The sequence below is a fragment of the Sphingomonas echinoides ATCC 14820 genome, from assembly GCF_000241465.1.
In the GTDB taxonomy this organism is placed as follows: domain Bacteria; phylum Pseudomonadota; class Alphaproteobacteria; order Sphingomonadales; family Sphingomonadaceae; genus Sphingomonas; species Sphingomonas echinoides.
The window spans coordinates 3114336-3134770 of record NZ_JH584235.1 but is presented as its reverse complement, the minus strand read 5'-3'; the positions used below and the strand labels follow the sequence as shown (position 1 = coordinate 3134770).

Here is a 20435-nt window from a genome sequence, read left to right as displayed (position 1 = left end):
CGACAACATGCGTCAGCTGGTCAATTTGCGCTGGCTGGCGGTGTGCGGCCAATGCGCGACGATCCTGATCGTGCGCTTCGGCATGGGCGTCCCGCTCCCGCTCTTTCCGATGCTGTCGGTGGTCGCGGCGCTGGTCGTGCTCAATCTCGTCAGCCTCGCGCAACTCTCGCGCCGCGTGACCAATTCCAACAGCGCGCTCTTCGCCAGCCTTTTGCTCGATGTCGCCGCCTTGACGGCGTTGCTCTATCAGAGCGGCGGGGCGACCAATCCGTTCATCTCGCTGTATCTGCTGCAGGTGGTGATGGGCGCGGTGTTGCTGGAAGCATGGTCGAGCTGGGTACTGGTCGCGATCACCAGCGCCGCCTTCATCCTGCTCGCCGAAGTCCATGTTCCGCTTGCACTGCCGCCGCGCTTCCTCTCCGACTGGGGCGATCTGTATATGATCGGCACGCTGATCTGCTTCGGGCTGGTCGCAGTGCTGCTGGTCGCCTTCGTCACGCGCATCAACAGCAATTTGCGCGCGCGCGACGCCCGCCTCGCGACGATGCGCCAACAAGCGGCCGAGGAGGACCATATCGTGCGGATGGGCCTGCTCGCGACCGGCGCCGCGCACGAACTCGGCACCCCGCTCGCCTCGCTCTCTGTGATCGTCAATGACTGGCGGCACGCGCCTGCCCTGATGGCGCAGGAAAGCTTTGCCGAGGAAATCAGCGAAATGCAGGTCGCGCTCGCGCGCTGCAAGGCGATCGTCACCGGCATCCTGCTCGCTGCGGGCGAAGCGCGTGGCGAAAACCCGACGATCACCAGCGTGAAGCGCTTCTTCGACGAAGTCGTCGCCGAATGGCGCGTCCAGCATGCGCCCGAAGCGATCGTCTATGACAATCGCTTCGGCACCGACATGGCGATCGTCGCCGATACGGCGGTGAAGCAAGTCATCTGGAACGTGCTCGACAATGCCGCCGAAGCCTCGGGCCAGCCGATCGCGCTCGATGTGACGCGCGACGGGGCATCGTTGGTGCTGTCGGTGCGCGATACCGGCCCCGGCTTCACCCCGGAAATGCTCGCCAATCTCGGCAAACCGTATCATTCCACGCGGGAGCGGCTCGGCAGTGGACTCGGGCTGTTTCTGGTGGTCAACGCGATGCGCAAGCTCGGCGGCACAGTCGATGCCCGCAACCGGCCCGAGGGTGGTGCGACCGTGACGATCACGCTGCCATTGTCCGCGCTGGAATGGGGCGAGCGATGACCGAAAAGCATCTGCTGATCGTCGAGGACGATGCCGCGCTCGCCAAGACGCTGGGGCGCTCGTTCGAGCGGCGTGGCTATAGCGTCGAATTGGCCTCCGATCAGGCCGGTGTCGAAGCCGCACTCGCCAAGCGCACGCCCGATTATGCGGTGGTGGATCTGAAACTCGGGGCCACGTCCGGGCTGGTCTGCGTGCAGGCGATCCACGCGCAGGATGCGCGCACGCGGATCGTCGTGCTGACCGGCTATGCCAGCATCGCCACCGCGGTCGAGGCGATCAAGCTGGGGGCGAGCAATTACCTGCCCAAGCCGTCCGACACCGACGACATCGAAGCCGCCTTTGCCAAGGCCGAGGGTGGTGCGGCCGGCGATGTCGCGACCCCGCTCGGCAAGCGCCCGACCTCGATCAAGACGCTGGAATGGGAACGCATCCACCAGACGCTCGCCGAGAACAATTTCAACATTTCCGAAACCGCCCGCCAATTGGGCATGCACCGTCGCACGCTGGCGCGAAAGCTCGAAAAGCAGCCGATCAAATAGGCCAACGGCCCCGGCCCGGACACGATTGCAAAAATTGCATGTGACCAAAAAGACCCGGCGCTTGCGCATCCGCCACTTTGCGCGCCTAGCCGCAGGCGTAACGATGATAAAAAAGGGATGGGAATGAGCACCAGCCGTATTGCTTGCGAAACGCTCCGCTCGCGCGTGATGAGCGCCGAACAGGCCGCCGCCTTCATCACCTCTGGCAGCACGGTCGGGATGAGCGGCTTTACCGGCTCGGGCTATCCCAAGGCGGTCCCGCTGGCGCTCGCCGCGCGGATCGAGGCGGAACATGCCGCTGGCAACCCGTTCCGCGTGCGCATCTGGACGGGCGCCTCGACCGGGCCCGAACTCGACGGCGCGCTGGCCAAGGCCGACGGCATCGAATTCCGCCTGCCCTATAATTCCGATCCCATCGCCCGCGAGAAGATCAACAACGGCACGATGGAATATTTCGACATGCATCTGAGCCAGGTCGCGCCAATGGCGTGGCAGGGCTTTCTCGGGCCGCTCGACACTGCGGTGATCGAAGTCTCGGGCATCCGCGCCGATGGATCGCTGATCCCCTCCTCCTCGATCGGCAACAACAAGACCTGGCTCGACCGGGCGAGCAAGGTCATCCTCGAGGTCAATAGCTGGCAGAACCCCGCTTTGGAGGGGATGCACGACATCTATTACGGCACCGCGCTGCCGCCGCACCGCGTGCCGATCCCGCTGGTCCGCGCCGACGATCGCATTGGCGATGCCTATTTCCGCTGCGACCCCGACAAGATCGTCGCGATCGTCGAGACCGAAGCGCCCGACCGCAATTTGCCCTTCGCCGCGCCCGATGCGGCGGCGCATGCGATTGCCGGGCACCTGATCGAATTCTTTACCCATGAAGTGGCGCGCGGACGCCTCCCCGCGTCGCTGCTGCCGCTGCAATCGGGCGTCGGCAACATCGCCAATGCGGTGCTCACCGGCCTGGTCAACGGCCCGTTCGAGGACATGACCTCCTATACCGAGGTGATCCAGGACGGGATGCTCGACCTGCTCGATTCGGGCAAATTGCGCATGGCCTCGGCCACCGCCTTCTCGCTCAGCCCGGAGGCGGCGGCGCGGCTCAATGCCGATATGGGCCGCTATCGTGATAAAATGATCCTGCGCCCGCAGGAAATCAGCAACCATCCCGAACTGATCCGTCGGCTCGGCTGCCTCGCCATGAACGGGCTGATCGAGGCCGACATTTACGGCAACGTCAATTCGACGCACGTGATGGGCTCGCGCATCCAGAACGGCATTGGCGGATCGGGCGATTTCGCGCGCAACGCCTATGTCTCGATCTTCATGACCCCCTCGACCGCCAAGGGCGGCAAGATCTCGGCGATCGTGCCGCAAGCGAGCCATGTCGACCATATCAGCCAGGACGTTCAGGTGATCGTCACCGAACAGGGCCTCGCCGACCTGCGGGGCTTAAGCCCCAAACAACGCGCCGCGCTGATCATCCAGAACTGCGCGCATCCCGATTATCGCCCGATGCTGGCGGACTATTATGCGCGCGCGCGGGTGGGTTCCTACGGCCAGCAATCGCCGTCCTTGCCCGGCGAAGCGCTGTCCTGGCACCAGCGCTTCATGGATACGGGGTCGATGCGGGTTTGAACGCTGGCCACAAGCCCCTCCCCTTCAGGGGAGGGGTTGGGGTGGGGCCGTCCAGCAAGCGCAGGAGCACAATCGGGGCCGAGGAGCTAGCCGACATCCCCACCCCGTTCGTTTCGAGCGAAGTCGAGAAACCAGGCACAGCGCGCGCGGCTGTTTCTCGACTTCGCTCGAAACGAACGGAGGGTGGGAGAGATCGCCCGTATCTGGCCGACCTCCCCCCCCCCCGGCTCACCCCCGCAGCGCGGTGATGATCGCCGAGAAATCCAGCCCGCCATGCCCGGCCTCGGCAAAGCGCTGATACAATTCCGCCGCTTTCGCCCCCATCGGCGTGTCGGCACCCGTGTCGCTGGCGGCGGCGGCGGCGAGCTTTAAATCCTTCAGCATCAGCGCGGTCGCAAAGCCGCCCTGATAGCCATGATCGGCAGGGGTATTCGGCCCGACACCCGGCACCGGGCAGTAACTCGTCATCGACCAGCTCTGCCCTGACGACACGCTCGAAATATCGAAGAAGGTCTGCGGGTCGAGGCCCAGTTTCTCCGCCAACAGGAACGCCTCGCACGTCGCCACCATCGTCGCGCCGAGGAGCATGTTGTTGGCGATCTTAGCCGCCTGGCCGGTCCCGTTCGCCCCGGCATGGATCACCGCCTTGCCCATCGCCGCCAAAATCGGCTGCGCGCGACCGAACGCCTCCTCGCTGCCGCCGACCATGAAGGTCAGCGTGCCCGCATTGGCGGCACCGATCCCGCCCGACACCGGCGCATCGACCGCGGTGATGCCCTTGGCGCGCGCCGCCTCGGTCACGCGCTTGGCGGTGGCGACGTCGATCGTCGAACAATCGATCAGGATCGCGGCTGGCGACAGGCTGGCGGCGAACAGATCGCCATAGACCGCCTCGACATGCGTGCCCGCGGGCAGCATCGTCACCACCGCCTCGGCCCCGTCAGCCGCCTCCCCCACGCTCGCCATGGGCAGGCACCCGGCCGCTTTGGCGCGATCGAGCGCGTCCTGCGACAGATCGAAGGCGCGGACATCATGCCCCGCTTTGGCGAGGTTCGCGGCCATCCCGCCGCCCATATTGCCGAGCCCGATAAAGGCGATCCGTGTCATGTCTCTCTCCTATTCTTCTTTCTCCCCTCCCGCTTGCGGGAGGGGCTGGGGGAGGGCAGTCGCGCGCTAAGATCGGGCGCTACGCCCCTCCCCTCCCCTAACCCCTCCCGCACAGCGGGAGGCGAATTGGATGTTACTTCCCCGTCCAAACCCCCTGCCGCTTCTCGACAAAGGCGGTCATCCCCTCGCTCTGGTCGTCGGTGCCGAACAAAGCATGGAACAGCCGCCGCTCGAACTGCACGCCCATCGCCAGCGTGGTGTCGAACGCGGCATTGACCATTTCCTTGTTCGCCTTGACCGCCAGCGGTGCCATCCCCGCGATCGTGGTCGCGGTCTTGACCGCTTCCTCGACCAGATCGGCGGCAGGCACCACGCGGCTGACGAGCCCGGCACGCTCGGCTTCGGCGGCATCCATCATCCGGCCGGTCAGGCACATTTCCATCGCCTTGGCCTTGCCGACCGCGCGCGTCAGCCGCTGCGATCCCCCCATGCCGGGCGACACCGCCAGCTTGATTTCGGGCTGGCCGAATTTGGCGGTATCGGCGGCGAGGATGAAGTCGCACATCATCGCCAGCTCGCAGCCGCCGCCCAGCGCATAGCCCGCCACCGCCGCGATGATGGGTTTGCGCGTGCGGGTGAAGCGGTCCCATCCGGCGAAGAAATCATGCGCGTACATGTCGGCAAAGCCCTGCGCCTGCATCTCCTTGATGTCGGCGCCCGCCGCGAACGCCTTCTCGCTGCCGGTGATGACCGCGCAGCCCTGCGACGGATCGGCATCGAACGCCACCATCGCGGCGAGCATGTCGGCCAACACCTGGCTGTTGAGCGCGTTCAGCGCCTGCGGGCGGTTGAGCGTGACGAGCGTGACGCCGCCGCGTTGTTCGACGAGGATGGTTTCGTAGGTCATTCTTCTCTCCGTCGCCCCGGCGCAGGCCGGGGCCGTTGGGTTGGTGCGCGAAACAGCCGATTTCGCGCGAATGTCGAGCGGCCCCGGCCTGCGCCGGGGCGACGATCAAGCAGGCGTCCACGCCTCCGCATCGGGCAGCGGCGCGAAGATCTGGTCGATGACGTGATCGGTCACGCCCTCGGGCGTCGCCGGGTCCCAGCGTGGCGCATTGTCCTTGTCGACGATCACCGCGCGCACGCCTTCCAGAAAATCATGCCGCTGCACCACCCGCGCGCCGACCGCATATTCCTGGCGCATTTCGTCCTCGAAGGTCGGCATCATCGCGCCTTCGTGCAGCAGCCGCAGCGACACCTTCATCGTCTGCGGCGATTTGGTCTTGAGCGTGGCGAGCGTCTGCGTCGCCCAGTTCCCGCCATCGGCGGCGAGCGCGGCGAAGATGTCCTCCAGCACGTCCGACGCGAACAAACGGTCGATCGCCTCGCGCTGATCGAGCAGCCGCGCAGGCGGCGGCGCGACCGAGAGATCGGCCAGGATCGCGGCAATCGCCTGCGGGTCGGCCACGATCCGCGCCTTGCCCTCCAACAGCGCGGCGCTCGGCAGATAGTGCGTCGCCAGCCCCAGCGCATGGCATTCCGCCCCGTCGAGCCGGTGCCCGGTCAGCGCCAGATACTGCCCGATCCGCCCCGGCAGCCGCGACAGATACCAGCCGCCGCCGACATCGGGGAACAACCCGATCCCCGTTTCGGGCATGGCGAATTTGGTGTTCTCGGTCGCGATACGGAAATCGCACGGGCAGGCGAGCCCAACCCCACCGCCCATGGTGATGCCATCCATGAACGCGACCGTCGGCTTGGCATAGGTGAACAGCCGGTGGTTGAGCCGATATTCGGTATGAAAGAAGGCGCGCGCCTCCGCGCCGTCCTGCGCCCCGCTCTCGGCGAGCATCCGAATATCCCCGCCTGCGCAAAACCCGCGACCCTCAGCGTGATCGATCAGCACCGCCTCGATCGCAGGATCGGTCCGCCACGCATCGAGCGCCGCCAGCATCGCGACGCACATATCGTTGGTCAGCGCATGCAGCGCCTTGGGCCGGTTCAGCCGAATCCGGCCGACAGGCCCATCCACAATCGTCTGAACATCGCTCATGCCGCTTTTCCCATTCGCATCATCTCCGCGTCTCCGCGCCTCCGCGCGAACATATCTTTCCGTTCACGCGGAGACGCGGAGACGCGGAGACGCGGAGAAGTGCAGGATCGGCGCTGCGCGGGGTCATTGCCGTGTCAGCTCCCGGCCGATGATCATCCGCATTACCTGGTTGGTCCCCTCCAGGATCGAATGCACGCGCAAGTCACGCCAGAAGCGTTCGATCGGGTAATCCATCAGATAGCCGTAGCCGCCATGCAGCTGCAGCGCGCGGTCGGCCACGGCGGACCCCGTGTCGGTTGCCAGCCGCTTCGCCATTGCCGCGAATTTGGTCTTATCGGGCGCGTTCGCCGTCACCTTGGCCGCCGCCATGTACAGCAGCGCGCGCGCCGCCTCGAGGTCGGTCGCCATGTCGGCCAGCAGGAACTGCGTGTTCTGGAAATCGGCGATGGCGGTGCCGAACTGCTTGCGGTCGCGGGTATAGCCGATGGCTTCGTCGAGGCAGCGCTGCGCGCCACCGAGCGAGCAGGCACCGATGTTGAGACGCCCGCCATCCAGCCCCATCATCGCGATGCGGAAGCCCTCGCCCTCGCCACCCACAAGGTTATCCACAGGGATACGCACATCCTCGAAGATCACCTGGGCGGTCGGCTGCGAATGCCAGCCGAGCTTGCGCTCGTTCGCGCCGAAGCTGACACCGGGCATGTCCTTCTCGATCACCAGGCAGGAGATGCCCTTGGGCCCCTCCGCCCCGGTGCGCACCATGGTGACATAGACCTCATTCTCGCCGCCGCCCGAGATGAACTGCTTGGTACCGTTGACGATATAATGGTCCCCGTCTCGCACCGCGCGCGTCTTCAGCGCCGCGGCATCCGAGCCCGAGCCCGGCTCGGTCAGACAGTAACTGGCGATCCGGTCCATCGTGACCAGCGAGGGCAGATATTTCTCCTTCACCGTCTGCCCGCCGAAGCGGTCGATCATCCAGCTCGCCATATTGTGGATCGAGATGAACGCGCTGGTCGAGGGGCAGCCATAGGCCATCGCCTCCATGATCAGCGCCGCCTCCAGCCGCCCGAGGTTGATGCCGCCCGATTCCTCGCTGACATAGATCGAGGCGAAACCGAGTTCGGCCGCCGCCTTGATCGTGTCGCGCGGGAAAATGTGCTTCTCGTCCCATTCCGCCGCAAACGGCGTGATGCGATCGGCGGTGAAGCGCCGCGCGAGTTCCTGAATCTCGCGCTGGTCGTCGGTTAGGTCGAATTGGTCGGTCATGCGGCAAGTCCTAGGGGTAAAGGTCGGCGCGGCGCAAAGGCCGTCTGGGAACAGACGCGCCGCCACGGATGGCGTTGCACCCGGCAGCGCGGCGTGGCGATGGGCGTGCGGTGCAGCACGCGTTCGGCGAAGAGGCGATCGGCGAGCGGCTTGTCGTTGCGCGCATAATATAGCGGGCCGGGCACACGCTGCTGCCACCCGATCGCCTCGGGCAAGGTGCCGTTGGCGCTGTCGAAATCGCCGGTCTGGCGATAGAGCGGGTCGGCATAAGCGGCATCGGCCGTCACGATCGTCCAGCCGTCACGGCGCAAAGCGGCGACCAGATCGCCAATATAACGCGCCGCGACATCGGTTTCGTGCAGCAACAGCATCTGCGGCGGGCTGCGCCCGGTCACGCGGCGCAGCAGCGCGTCGGAGAAATCGGCCGATTGCACCATCGTCTCGACATAGAGATCGCGCAGAGCGCCCTCGTCGATCGCCTGGCCTGCCTTGCGCGCGGCGATCGTCTGCCCCTCGATATTCCAGTCGGAACCGTCCGCCGTCACCCATGCGACGCTTAAGCCGCGCGCGCCAAGGCCATCCAGCACAGCGCGCCGCTTCACCGCATCGCGCCCGCCCTGGTTGAGGCCGGGAAAGCGGAACCACGGGCGATAGCCGGGCTTGCCCTTCAGCCAATCCTCGGCGCGGTCGACATCCGCCAGAAACGCCTGCGCCGAAACCGCGCGCAAATCACGATGCGCAAAGCTGTGGTCGCCCACGACATGCCCCGCCGCGGCATAGGCCGCCAGCCGCGCCGCGCCATCGTTGGACGCGCCGATCCGGCCGGGATTGGCGAAGAACGCCGCCTGCTCCACCCCGCTCGCCCGCAGCGCCGCGATCAGCCGCGCGGTGCGCTCCGCCGGCGTATAGAACGCGCCGGGCCCGCGCGGGACATCATCGAAACTGAGCGCGATGCGCTTGCCGACCGGCGCCACCACCGGCTGCGCCACCGCCCCCGGCACCGTGGCGCGCGGCAAAAACGCCCAGGCCAGCGGCAACGCGACCAGCACGATCCCGCCCACGAACATGGCCTGGCGCAAGAGGTTCATCGGGCAGCGCTCATGCGACCACTGTGCCCGACGCCGGACACTCCGCAAAGGCCGGCAATCGCGCGCGCACCGCAAAATCGGGACAATCCCGATCCACCCGCCTCACCCCATCGTCGGAATGACGAAGGCGTTCGCGCCATCGCCGACCCCGCCATCGGGCCAGCGCTGCGTCACGGTCTTGACCTTGGTCCAGAACTTCACGCCTTCCATGCCGTGCTGGTTGGTATCGCCGAACGCCGAGCGCTTCCACCCGCCAAAGGTGTGATAGGCGACCGGCACCGGGATCGGCACGTTAATGCCAACCATCCCCACATTCACCCGCGCCGCGAATTCGCGCGCGGCGTGGCCGTTGCGGGTGAAGATCGCAACGCCATTGCCGTACTGATGCTCGCTCGGCAGCCGCAGCGCATGTTCGAAATCGTCGGCGCGGACGATTTGCAGCACGGGGCCGAAAATCTCTTCCTTATAGGCCGACATGTCGGGCGTGACATGGTCGAACAGGGTCGGGCCGATGAAGAAGCCCTTCTCATGCCCCTGCAGCGCGAACCCGCGCCCGTCGACGACCAGCTCCGCGCCTTCGTCGACGCCGGTCTGGATCCAGTTTTCGATGCGCGTGCGGTGCGCGGCGTTCACCACCGGGCCGTAATGCGCCTCGGCATCGGTCGACACGCCGACGCGCAACGCGGCGATCGCCGGGATCAGTTTCTCGCGCAGCGCAACTGCGGTCTTCTCGCCCACCGGCACCACCACCGGCAGCGCCATGCAGCGCTCGCCCGCCGAGCCGAAGGCCGCGCCCGACAGATCGGCGACGACCTGGTCGAGATCGGCATCGGGCATGACGATGCCGTGATTCTTGGCCCCGCCCATCGCCTGCACGCGCTTGCCCGCCGCGACGCCGCGCCGGTAGACATAATGCGCAATGTCGGACGATCCGACGAAGCTGACCGCGCTGATCGCGGGATGATCGAGGATCGCGTCGACCATGTCCTTGTCGCCGTGGACGACTTGCAAAATGCCCTCGGGCAGCCCCGCCTCGCGGAACAATTCGGCCAGCCGCACCGGCACCGACGGATCGCGCTCGCTGGGCTTCAGGATGAAGGCATTGCCCGTGGCGATGGCGACGCCGCTCATCCACAAGGGGATCATCGCCGGGAAATTGAACGGCGTGATGCCAGCCCCGATGCCAAGCGGCTGGCGCATGGAGTAAACGTCGATCCCCGGCCCCGCGCCCTGGGTAAACTCACCCTTCAGCACATGCGGAATGCCGCAGCAAAATTCGATCACTTCCAGCCCGCGCTGAATGTCGCCTTTGGAATCGGCGATCACCTTGCCGTGTTCGGATGACAGCAAGTGTGCGAGTTCGTCGATATGCGCTTCGACCAGCGCCTTGAAATTGAACATCACGCGCGCGCGGCGCTGGGGGTTGGTTGCGGCCCAACCCGGCTGCGCCTTTTGCGCAGCGGCGACGGCGGCGTCGAGATCGGCCTGCGTGCCGAACTTGACCTGGGCCTGCACCGCACCGGTGTTGGGATCGAACACCTCGCCCGTCCGCGCGGCAGTGCCGCTCGCTAGACCCATGATATGGTGGTCGATGATCCGCATGGCGCTCTCCTAAAGCTTATACCCCCCTATCCCACCCAGCATTTTTGCATTCAACCCTCCATCTTTGCTGCTAGGCAGTGCATTTTTGCAGAGGTGACGATGGAAAACTGGGATGATCTGCGCATTTTCCTCGCCGTTGCGCGGGCGCAGCGCATGGCGGGCGCGGCGCGTGCGCTGGGGGTGGACGTCACCACCGTCGGCCGCCGCCTCGCCCGGCTGGAGCAGCGGCTCGGCACCGCCATCTTCGAGACGATCGCTGGCGAGCGCCGCCTGACCGAAACCGGCCAGGCGCTCTTGCTCCATAGCGAGACGATCGAGGCCGCCGTGCTCGCCGCAACCGAGGTCGATCCCACCAGCGCCGCGCTCGCGGGCCAGGTCCGCCTCAGCATCGCCGAGGGCCTCGCCACCCATGTCGTCGCGCCAGCTCTGCCCGCCTTCCGCCGCGACCAGCCCAATTTGCGGATCGACCTGATCACCGCCTCGGGCTTCCTCAACCCGTCCAGGCGGGAGGCCGATATGGCGGTGATGCTCGCGCGCCCGCGCAACCGCCAATTGCGCGCGACCAAACTCACCGATTACCGGCTGCGGCTCTACGCCACGCCCGGCTTCCTCGCCGATCACGCGCGGGTGGCCAGCGCCGCCGACCTGCACGGCCATGCGCTGATCAGCTATGTCCCAGAACACGTCCACGCGCCCGAGCTCAATTATCTGTCGGAAATCCACGACGGCCTCGTGGCGCGGGCGCGCAGCACCAGCATCACTGTGCAACACGCCATGATCCGCGCGGGCGCGGGCATCGGCGTGCTGCCCGATTTCATCGCCGCGCGCGACGCAGCGCTGGTGCCCGTGCTCGGCGACAGCGTGCATCTGACGCGCACCTTCTGGCTGGTGACGCATCAGGACACCCACGCCACCCCGCGCATCCAGGCGGTCGGCGATTGGCTGCGCGGCTTGGCGGAAACGCTCGCTTAGAGGCCGTTTGGAAATTCGCGAAAGAGCGAATTTCAAGGCGGCACCGGCCCGCTCCCCCACCCGGCCACCCATAGAATACTGCCGTTGGGTGGCCGGGTGGGGGAGCGGGCCGGTGCCGCGAAATGCGCCGTGGCGCATTTCCAAACAAACGCTCAGTCCCCGGTGAACGCCGCCACTGCATCCTGCGCGCGGGCGGCGTGGCGCGCGGCGGCGACCTCGCTGCAGATCTTGCGCGCCTGCGTTTCCACCTCGAGCAGGCATTCGGCGACGAAGCGCGCCTCCATATCCGCGACGATCGCGCCGAAATGGACATGGCCCGCATCGCGCAGCCCGAAAATGCCCATCAGATAGCGGTCGAATGCCTGGCGGATCGATTCCATCTGGCCCTGTTCGTCCAACCAGATCCGCGTCGTCGCCGAGCTGGAAAAGGTGGCGAAGGATTTGCCGACCAGCACCGAATCCGGGCGATGGTCGCGGATCGAGGACGGCGTCTGCGCCACGCCTAGCACGCGGTCGACATAGCCCTTGATGATCGCCGGCGGCATACCGAACCAGATCGGATAGACGAACACGATCACATCGGCCTGCCGCAACAGCCCGATCTCATGCGCGACATCAGCGGACATGCCGCTGGCGTGACCGGGCAGCCGGTCGGCGCGCAGGCACGGGTCGAAATCGAGCGCATAGAGATCGCGCACCACCGCCTCCTGCCCGTTTTCGCGGACGGTTGCGCAGTAGCGCTGGACGACTTCGTGGTTGAAGCTGCCGGGCGAGGGATGCCCCAGCACGATGACATGGCGGATCGGTTGATTGGCAGGCATGGTCGTTCCCCGGGTGGCGCGTCGTCACAGCATAATGCGCGGCCCGATGCCCAGGCAGACTCGGGAAGTACCTAGCGGGCGCGCGGCTCAGGCCAGCACTGCCTCCACCGATCGCCGCGCGGAAAAGGGCAGGCACGCGCCATAGCCGAAGCGCATCGCCAGATCGGGCCGCACGCCCGGCGCACCGATCAACCGCGCCAGCTCGGGCCGCAACCGCGCCACCTCGACCGGCTGGTTGATCATCGCATGGCGCAGCCCAAGCGCGGTCGCCTGCAACGCAAAGCGCTGGCACGCGCGCCCCACGCGCAGCCAATGCGCGGGGTCGGCGCGATCCCCGACGAACACCGCCACGCCCGCCGTGGACGCCATTTGCCGCGCATATTTGGCGTTTTCCGAAGACGCGGTGAACACTTGATCGAGCAGCAGCGGGGCCAGCCATTCGGGCAGCACCGGCGCGCCCGAGGTCACGCTGAACAATCCGTCGCCCGTCGCCAGCGCGCGCTGCGGGGTGAAGCGCATCCAGCTTTTGAGTTCGCGCAGGAACGCGGCATCGGCCAGTTGCGCGCTATTCCCCGCCACCACCAGATCGCGGATGTGGTTGAGGCGCGGGCGATCGGTCAGCAGCACCAGCGACACCCCCGGCTCCGCCGCCGCCTCCGCCAATTGCCGTAGCAGCTCCGGCGCAACCACGCGCCCATCATACACCGCGCGCGTCGATTGGCGGTGCGGGATGGCGGCGAACAGCGGCGAGGCGACCGGCGCGCCGCGCTGCTGCCGCACCGACACCGCGCCGCTTGCGGGATCGAAGCCAACGTCGCACGGCAACCCCGCCGCCGCCGAAGCCAGCGCCAGATTTTCCGCAGCACAGCCAAGGCTCACGAACAGATGATGGTCGTCGGGGTCCACCACCGGCGTCCGGCGCGATCGATCGGGCAGGATGTCGATGCGGTTCTCGCCGATGCGGAACAGCCAGGGCTGGGTGTTGTGCCCATTGGCGGCGAGCGTCGCAAACCGCACCAGATCGCGCGCGGCAGGCTGCGCCGCCAGCGCGGCGCGGCTCTCCGCCACGGCGGCATCATAGCCCTTCAGCGACGCCAGCTCGCGATAGCCGAGCCCGGCTGCCCCCACCCCGGCCAACACCACCGCCCCGCCCCCGATCAAGGTGGCCCGGCGACTGAAGCGGCGTTCGACGGTCATCGGCTTTGCTCCCCGCTATGCGCTTGCGGGAGATGCGACGGCGCGGCGACGGGGTCGAGGGGCGGGAAGTACGTAGGGGGCTCAACAAGTCCGCAATCGGGGATGCGCGATACCGACACCAGACGAAAATCGGGTTAATGCACCCGCGTCCAATTATGGCTGACCTGCTGGCCCGACGGCCAATCGATCCGGCTGGCCGACAGCCACCCTTATGGCAACACGCTCAACTGGCACTGCCCGGCACAGGACCGCAAAACGCTGCACGCGGTGACGCGGCGGTTGCGGTAGGGGGTGTGTGGGGGGGCGACTATGCGCCCCAATATTCGCCGTTCGGCGGAGCAGGTGTAGTTCCCGAAACCGGCCGTTCGCGGGCCATAGATTTTGCACCATGTCCGCGAGGTTGAAGGGTTGCGTTCGGGCGGTCGTGCGGTAGTTTTCAAGAATGATCGCGCGCTATACGGTCCACTTGAAGCAGCCAATTCGCATGTTGGACCATTGGCCCATTGATGTGCTGGGCGCGCGTATGACGCTGGTGGCAGACGGCGACATGGTGAGCGCATTGAAGTTCACCTTCACCGGGCAGCCCACAACCCATGCACCTACTCTGACCGACCCGGAGAAACCGGGGGAGCCTCCTAAAATCACGGTCAACGATCCGCTGCAAACGATGCTTCGTCAGCAGGTTCGGAACGGCTTCAGCTTCATGCAGGCATTATTCCCCGTTCAAGTCGCTTTCGATCGGACGGATGCCGAGTACGAAGGCGAAACGCCGGAAGAGAACGACGCCGTTGCGATAAGCCATTTCAGCTACGGCGAGGCGGATGACCGTCCGCTCGCGCTGACTTACGACTATTTCACCAGGGCAATGATGGCCGCTGAGAAGCCGTATGACGACCGATATCGACTCTTTGCCACGTTGACCAACTATGCCCGCGAGGCATCGAAGGAGGCCCGTTATATCGACGCCTTCCGCTACTACTTCCTGATACTCGATGCCTTTTTCAGCAATGGAAAATCAACACAGGCTGGCTTGAATGAGGCGTTTACAGGTCATGCGGTGCTTATGGATGCGATCAAGTCGGCGAAGGCCGATTTTCGAGAGGATCGCACGCGGCTCGCCACCCCCACGAGCATCCTTCTACGTGGCTCGCCAACGCCGAAAGAGATCGCCAAGCACCTCATCGAGCGGCGGGGCCACTACTTCCACAGCAACCGGCGAAAGCCTGGGGCGTGGAGTCCAGACAAGCAGGATGAGGCCCGCGACCTATCATGGCTATGCTCGATGATCTGCTTCTATCTGTCTGAGGAATATTCCGCACCGATGTTCGCGGACGAGTTTGGACCACGGCACTTTGCGGAGGCCACGAAGTCAGGAGCAATAATCGTGCTAAGGATCGACTACACCTACGTTGACGACGATGGCGGCGAGCCAAAGCAAGGGTGCACGAACATCAACACGCCTGCCACCAAGGTCACCCGGAAGATGGCAACCGCTATGACGCAGAATTTCGTGCAGAACTTCATAGAGTCGCAGCCTGCCAGTAGCTTGATGCACGCAATCTGCTGTGAGGCGAAATCGGGAAAGCCGGTCTTCGAGATTAGGTATCCGCAGGAACTTCCTTAGAGTGACACCAAGGAATCTGGGAGAACCCAATCCTCGCCAACGAAGGCGCCAAACTGCCGGAGAACCGCACGAACGGCGCGCGATGTATTCCATACCAGCTTGTCGGTGCTCAGCACGCCGTTGAAATAAGTGCCCATAGTGGCGAGTTGCATATCTATCACATCGTTCACACGCAGATGCACGGGGCGTCCTACTTGCCGTCCATTCTGCACCCACAGAATGTAATAGACCATCATGCATAGCGAGTAGCGGAATGCAAACGTGCCGCGCGCTTCAGTGAGCAAAATGCTTTTCCGGTTCAGGGGCTTTTGGTTGTCGATGAAGAATCGCGCGGTCGTTTCCTTCAGCAGCCGGAAAAGGGTTTGCCGCGTGTCCTCCGTGACGTCGCGCCCGGTACGCAATTGCTTCACCTGACAGGGCTTGAACTCCTTGGTGATGTCCACAAGCGCCTCTTCAAGGTCTTGCATTTGATTGCCCAACTCCGCGATGACGTTTGCAGCCTCCGGTTCGAGTGCCGCCATGCGAACCTTCAGTCGTTCAGGCACCGGGACTGTCGAAAGGTCCAGCATATCTCGGTTTAGCTCTGCGCCTGCCATGTAGTCGAAAAGGGCATTCACGTCAGCACAGGCCGCCATGTTCAGCTCCAAAATTTCGTGCGTACGCTTCAGCACGAACACTTGTGTCGGGAATTGCGAAGCGATGCGCAGCGACATGCGGGAATTGGTGATGGCGTGTTCCTTCCGCATCTCAACCAGCGTGAGGTCGGATAGCGCGATGTTATGATCGCCGGACGCCGCGAGATACGTCCTGAGCTGAGGATTACCTAGCGCGTTCGAGTCAGCGAGTAACATTGCCATCGCTGGTATGTAGCGCGCGCCTAGTCAATTTGCAGCAGGTGAGGCATGATTGCGGCCATGGCAATCGCCCCAAGGAGGATGGATATGGTGTGGCGCACTAAGTCGCTCCCGCTCGCGGACTGGGCGGCGTTACAGGATCATTTCTGCAATCTCATGGTGGCTAGCGGCGGGCCTGAAAACCTCGCGATGTTCATGAAAAGTGAGCCGGGACAGGCCAAGTCCGAAATCTATCTCACCGGCCCCGGTGTCGGTACCATTGAAGCGCTCTCACCGGGTGGCTGGGAAGACTCGACGGCACCCGCTGGCGAAAATGTGGCGCTGCTTGTCGGCTCCGGCGATCCTTGGAGATTTTTTGGTATCGAAAAACCTGACCTTTAGATCATGGCCGCTTCGACCGGCGGCAATCTGAAACCGGACAGACTGGAGACGGCCCAAAAGCGGCGAATCCACAAATCGCTCGACTTTCAAAACCAGCGTCGATGACCGCAACACCCAGCGGTCCCGCCCCCCCCAACCACCCCCGTATTTCCCGAAGCTGCCGCCGCGCGCGCCCCACAGGCATAACCGCCCCACACCGCGCGCAGCACAGGAATGCCCATGACCGATCCGCTCCCCGCCCCGCTTGGCTCCGGCGCGCCCATTCCCGGTGCCTCCATATCCGGCCCGCTTTCGCCCGATCTGCTGCGGCGGATGCATGGCTATTGGCGCGCCGCCAATTATCTGTCGGTCGGGCAGATCTATCTGCGCGCCAACCCGCTGCTCGATCGTCCGCTCGCGCTGGCCGACGTCAAGACGCGGCTGCTCGGCCATTGGGGCACGACGCCGGGGCTCAACCTGCTCTATGTCCATCTCAACCGGCTGATCGTCGAACACGATCTCAATATGATCGCGGTGATCGGGCCGGGGCATGGCGGGCCGGGGCTGGTCGCCAACACCTATCTCGAAGGCTCCTATACCGAGCGTTATCCCGCGATCGAGCGCAGCCGTGGCGGCATGGACCGGCTGTTCCGCCAATTCTCCTGGCCGGGCGGCATCCCCAGCCATGTCGCGCCGGAGACGCCGGGGTCGATCCATGAAGGCGGCGAGCTCGGTTATTCGCTGGCGCATGCGTATGGCGCGGTGTTCGACAATCCCGATCTGATCGTCGCTTGCGTCGTCGGCGATGGCGAGGCGGAGACGGGCGCGCTGGCGACGAGCTGGCATTCGAACAAGTTCCTCAACCCCGCGCGCGATGGCGCGGTGCTGCCGATCCTCCACCTCAACGGCTTCAAGATCGCCAACCCCACGCTGCTGGCGCGGATCGGCCGCGCGGAGCTGACCGAGTTGCTGCGCGGCTATGGTTATGATCCGCATTTCGTGGTGGGGGACGATCCCGAGGCGGTGCACCAGACGCTCGCCGCAACGCTCGACGCGGTGCTGGCGCAGATCCAGGATATTCAGGCGCAGGCGCGGTACGGTGCGCCGGATGGCGAGCGCCCGCGCTGGCCGATGATCGTGCTGCAAACCCCCAAGGGCTGGACCGGCCCGAAATTCGTCGATGGCAAGCCGGTCGAAGGCACCTGGCGCGCGCACCAGGTGCCGATCGCCGATTTCAAGGAGCCCGAGCATCTCCGCCAGCTCGAAGAATGGCTGCTAAGCTACCGCCCCGCCGAATTGTTCGACGAGACCGGCAAGTTCCGCGAGGAGTATGCGTCGCTCGCGCCGACCGGGCACCGCCGCATGGGGTCCAACCCCCATGCCAATGGCGGGGAATTGCTCGTGCCGCTGGTCCTCCCCGATTTCCGCGACCACGCCGTGGCGCAAGCCGGGCACGGCACGGTCAAAGCGGCGGCGACGGCGGTGCTCGGCGGTTTCTTGCGCGACGTGATGGCGCTCAATCTGGAGGCCGCCAATTTCCGCCTGTTCGGCCCCGACGAAACCGCCTCCAACCGGTTGCAGGCGGTGTATGAAGTCACCGGCAAGGCGTGGATGGCCGAGGTCGAGCCGGTTGACGAGAATCTGTCGCGCGACGGCCGCGTGATGGAGGTGCTGAGCGAGCATCTCTGCGAGGGCTGGCTCGAAGGCTATCTGCTCACCGGGCGGCACGGACTGTTCTCGTGCTACGAAGCCTTCATCCACATCATCGACTCGATGTTCAACCAGCACGCCAAATGGCTAAAGGTGACGCGCGGCATCCCGTGGCGGCGGCCGATCGCCTCGCTCAATTACCTGCTGACCTCGCATGTCTGGCGGCAGGACCATAATGGCCTGTCGCATCAGGACCCGGGCTTCCTCGATCATGTCGCCAACAAGAAGGCCGAGGTGGTGCGCATCTATCTGCCCGCCGATGCCAATTGCCTGTTGTCGGTCGCCGATCACTGCCTGCGCAGCCGCAATTATGTGAATGTCATCGTCGCGGGCAAGCAGCCCGAATGGCAATGGCTCGGCATTGACGAGGCCGTGCGCCACTGCACCACCGGGGCGGGCGTGTGGGAATGGGCGAGCGATCCGGGCGACCCCGATGTGGTGATGGCGTGTGCCGGTGACGTGCCGACGCTGGAGACGATGGCGGCGGTGCAGTTGCTGCGCCAATTCGTCCCCGATATCCGCATTCGCGTCGTCAACGTCGTCGATCTGATGGTGCTGCAACCGCAATCGGAGCATCCCCACGGCCTCGACGAACGCGCCTTCGATGCGCTGTTCACCACCGACACACCCGTGATCTTCGCCTTTCACGGTTACCCGTCGCTGATCCACAAGCTCGCCTACCGCCGCACCAACCACCGCAATTTCCATGTGCGCGGCTATAAGGATGAAGGCACCACGACGACGCCGTTCGACATGGTCGTGCTCAACGATCTCGACCGCTATCGCCTGGCGCTCGACGCGATCGAACGCATCCCGCGCCTGCGGGACCGCGTGCCCGCCGAGACCGAACGCTATTGGACGATGATCGAGCGCCACAGGCTCTACATCGCCGAACATGGCGAGGATCTGCCCGAAGTGCGCGACTGGCAATGGACGCGGTGAGCACGCGCGTCCTCACGCTCAACGGCGGGTCGTCCTCGGTCAAATACGGCGTGTATGCGGTCGGCGAGGCGGTGGTCGAGCTGTCCGCGGGCGAGGTCGAGCATGCCGATGTCGATGCCGCCGTGTTCGCTGAGATCGGCGGCGGCCAGCCCGATGCGATCGGCCACCGCATCGTGCATGGCGGCATCGATCTGTTTGCGCCGGTGCGGATCGATGCGGGCGTCCTCGCGCGGCTGCAGGCGGCAACCGCCTTCGCGCCGCTGCACGGCCCGGCCTCGCTGCGGATGATCGCGCTGGCGCAGGCGCGCTATCCCGGCGTGCCGCAGATCGCGTGCTTCGACACCGGCTTCCACGCCCGCTTGCCCGCCATCGCCGCCACGCTGCCGATCCCCAAGGCGCTGCGCGATGCAGGCGTGCGGCGCTACGGCTTTCACGGCCTGTCGTGCGAATCGATCCTCGCGCAACTGGGCGACGCCGTGCCGCACCGCCTGATCATCGCGCATCTCGGCAATGGCGCGAGCGTGACGGCAGTACTGGACGGGCACTCGGTCGACACCAGCATGGGGCTCACCCCCTCGGGCGGGGTGGTGATGGGCACGCGCGCCGGCGATATCGATCCCGGCCTGTTGCTCTATCTGATGCGCGAACGCCGCCTGGATGCGGCACAGATCGAAACGCTGATCGATCGCCAATCCGGCCTGCTCGGCCTGTCGGGGCGCTCCAGCGATCTGCGCGTGCTGCATGCGTCAGGCGATGCCGCCGCGACGCTCGCGCTTGCCATCTTCTGCCGTTCGGTCGCCAAGCAGATCGCCGGGATGCTGGTGGTGCTGGGCGGGGCCGACCTGATCGTCTTCACCGGCGGCATTGGCGAGCATGATGCGGCGGTGCGCGCCGCCATCTCCGCCGATCTCGCTTTTGCCCGGCCGATCGCGCAGCGCGTGCTGCCCTCGCAGGAAAATGCGCAGATCGCACGGCATACAGCGCAACTGCTTGGCTAGTGCGGCAGCTCGGCGATGGCCATGCGGATCGCCTCGATCAGGGAGCGATCGGGCAGGTCGCGCGGCACCAGCGCGGCAAAGCCCAGCAACCGCGCCTCGGCCAGCAGCGCGTCGGTGATCGTATCGACCAGCAGGATCATCACCCCCGTCCAACCCTGTAACCGCATCGCCTGCAAGATCTCCAGGCCGCCAAGTTCGGGCATATCGACATCGGCAATGACGCAGGCGCTGGCACGCGCCAACGGATCAGCCAGCAAGGAGGCGACACTGACATAGGCACGGACGTCGAACCCTTCCGCGCGCAACATAAGCTGTCGCGCATGGCGCACCGCAGTATAGCCGTCCACCAGCGCGATTTGAATGCTTGTCCGCGCTGGCACCATGGTCATTCCCAATCGTTCAGGATTGCCATCGG

18 protein-coding genes are annotated in these 20435 nt (G+C 65.4%); 8 read left to right on the top strand and 10 right to left on the bottom strand.

Features of this window, described 5'->3' with window-relative positions:
* Positions 1-7 precede the first annotated feature (7 nt).
* From ON00_RS14550 to scpC, 3 genes are all read left to right on the top strand, one after another.
* The gene (locus ON00_RS14550) at positions 8-1246 is read left to right on the top strand and encodes an ATP-binding protein (RefSeq protein WP_010406957.1); all 1239 of its coding nucleotides are present in this window, start codon (positions 8-10) and stop codon (positions 1244-1246) included.
* Positions 1243-1785: a response regulator transcription factor gene (locus ON00_RS14545; protein WP_010406955.1), complete on the top strand. Its 543-nt coding sequence runs from the start codon at positions 1243-1245 to the stop codon at positions 1783-1785. Before ON00_RS14550 ends, ON00_RS14545 begins: the two co-directional genes overlap by 4 nt.
* A gap of 123 nt (positions 1786-1908) precedes the next feature.
* Complete coding sequence (gene scpC, locus ON00_RS14540; protein ID WP_010406954.1) at positions 1909-3423, top strand: succinyl-CoA:acetate CoA-transferase ScpC; 1515 nt, start codon at positions 1909-1911, stop codon at positions 3421-3423.
* 228 nt (positions 3424-3651) lie between these two features.
* Here the strand turns inward: scpC and mmsB are convergent, their stop codons facing one another.
* The 6 genes from mmsB to ON00_RS14510 all read right to left on the bottom strand — a co-directional run bounded on the left by mmsB (position 3652) and on the right by ON00_RS14510 (position 10542).
* Positions 3652-4530: a 3-hydroxyisobutyrate dehydrogenase gene (mmsB, locus tag ON00_RS14535; protein WP_010406953.1), complete on the bottom strand. Its 879-nt coding sequence runs from the start codon at positions 4528-4530 to the stop codon at positions 3652-3654.
* 133 nt (positions 4531-4663) lie between these two features.
* Complete coding sequence (locus ON00_RS14530; RefSeq protein WP_010406952.1) at positions 4664-5437, bottom strand: enoyl-CoA hydratase; 774 nt, start codon at positions 5435-5437, stop codon at positions 4664-4666.
* A gap of 105 nt (positions 5438-5542) precedes the next feature.
* Positions 5543-6583, bottom strand: coding sequence for an enoyl-CoA hydratase/isomerase family protein (locus ON00_RS14525; protein WP_010406951.1), 1041 nt, complete (start codon positions 6581-6583; stop codon positions 5543-5545).
* Between the two features lie 123 nt (positions 6584-6706).
* Positions 6707-7852 (bottom strand): acyl-CoA dehydrogenase family protein, encoded by a 1146-nt coding sequence (locus ON00_RS14520; RefSeq protein WP_010406949.1) that lies wholly within the window; start codon positions 7850-7852, stop codon positions 6707-6709.
* The gene (locus tag ON00_RS14515) at positions 7849-8940 is read right to left on the bottom strand and encodes a polysaccharide deacetylase family protein (protein ID WP_010406945.1); all 1092 of its coding nucleotides are present in this window, start codon (positions 8938-8940) and stop codon (positions 7849-7851) included. Before ON00_RS14515 ends, ON00_RS14520 begins: the two co-directional genes overlap by 4 nt.
* A 102-nt stretch (positions 8941-9042) precedes the next feature.
* On the bottom strand, positions 9043-10542 hold the full coding sequence (locus tag ON00_RS14510; RefSeq protein WP_010406943.1) for a CoA-acylating methylmalonate-semialdehyde dehydrogenase: 1500 nt from the start codon (positions 10540-10542) through the stop codon (positions 9043-9045).
* A 99-nt stretch (positions 10543-10641) separates the two neighbouring features.
* Here ON00_RS14510 and ON00_RS14505 point away from each other — a divergent pair, with 99 nt between their 5' ends.
* A complete protein-coding gene (locus ON00_RS14505) occupies positions 10642-11514 on the top strand; it encodes a LysR family transcriptional regulator (protein WP_010406942.1) in 873 nt (290 codons plus the stop codon).
* 152 nt (positions 11515-11666) lie between these two features.
* On the opposite strand, the gene ON00_RS14500 is transcribed toward ON00_RS14505, so the two are convergent.
* Positions 11667-12335 carry an NAD(P)H-dependent oxidoreductase gene (locus ON00_RS14500; protein ID WP_010406940.1) on the bottom strand — a complete coding sequence of 223 codons (669 nt, stop codon included), beginning with the start codon at positions 12333-12335 and terminating at the stop codon, positions 11667-11669.
* An 87-nt stretch (positions 12336-12422) separates the two neighbouring features.
* Positions 12423-13532, bottom strand: a complete 1110-nt coding sequence (locus ON00_RS14495) for an Acg family FMN-binding oxidoreductase (protein WP_010406938.1) — start codon at positions 13530-13532, stop codon at positions 12423-12425.
* Positions 13533-13974: 442 nt separating this feature from the next.
* On the opposite strand from ON00_RS14495, the gene ON00_RS14490 reads away from it, so the two are divergent.
* Positions 13975-15156 (top strand): hypothetical protein, encoded by a 1182-nt coding sequence (locus ON00_RS14490; protein ID WP_029622927.1) that lies wholly within the window; start codon positions 13975-13977, stop codon positions 15154-15156.
* Here ON00_RS14490 and ON00_RS14485 read toward each other — a convergent pair.
* Positions 15153-16013: a hypothetical protein gene (locus tag ON00_RS14485; RefSeq protein WP_154651340.1), complete on the bottom strand. Its 861-nt coding sequence runs from the start codon at positions 16011-16013 to the stop codon at positions 15153-15155. The genes ON00_RS14490 and ON00_RS14485 overlap by 4 nt on opposite strands.
* 45 nt (positions 16014-16058) lie before the next feature.
* Between ON00_RS14485 and ON00_RS14480 the strand changes: the two genes are divergently transcribed.
* The 3 genes from ON00_RS14480 to ON00_RS14470 all read left to right on the top strand — a co-directional run bounded on the left by ON00_RS14480 (position 16059) and on the right by ON00_RS14470 (position 20020).
* Complete coding sequence (locus ON00_RS14480) at positions 16059-16391, top strand: hypothetical protein (RefSeq protein WP_010406932.1); 333 nt, start codon at positions 16059-16061, stop codon at positions 16389-16391.
* A 219-nt stretch (positions 16392-16610) separates the two neighbouring features.
* Positions 16611-19022 (top strand): phosphoketolase family protein, encoded by a 2412-nt coding sequence (locus tag ON00_RS14475; protein ID WP_040601681.1) that lies wholly within the window; start codon positions 16611-16613, stop codon positions 19020-19022.
* Positions 19010-20020 carry an acetate/propionate family kinase gene (locus ON00_RS14470; protein WP_010406928.1) on the top strand — a complete coding sequence of 337 codons (1011 nt, stop codon included), beginning with the start codon at positions 19010-19012 and terminating at the stop codon, positions 20018-20020. The genes ON00_RS14475 and ON00_RS14470 overlap by 13 nt, the downstream gene beginning before the upstream one ends.
* Here the strand turns inward: ON00_RS14470 and ON00_RS14465 are convergent.
* Entirely contained in the window at positions 20017-20409 is a 393-nt protein-coding gene (locus ON00_RS14465) for a response regulator (protein WP_040601680.1), read from the bottom strand. The genes ON00_RS14470 and ON00_RS14465 overlap by 4 nt on opposite strands.
* Positions 20410-20435 lie beyond the last annotated feature (26 nt).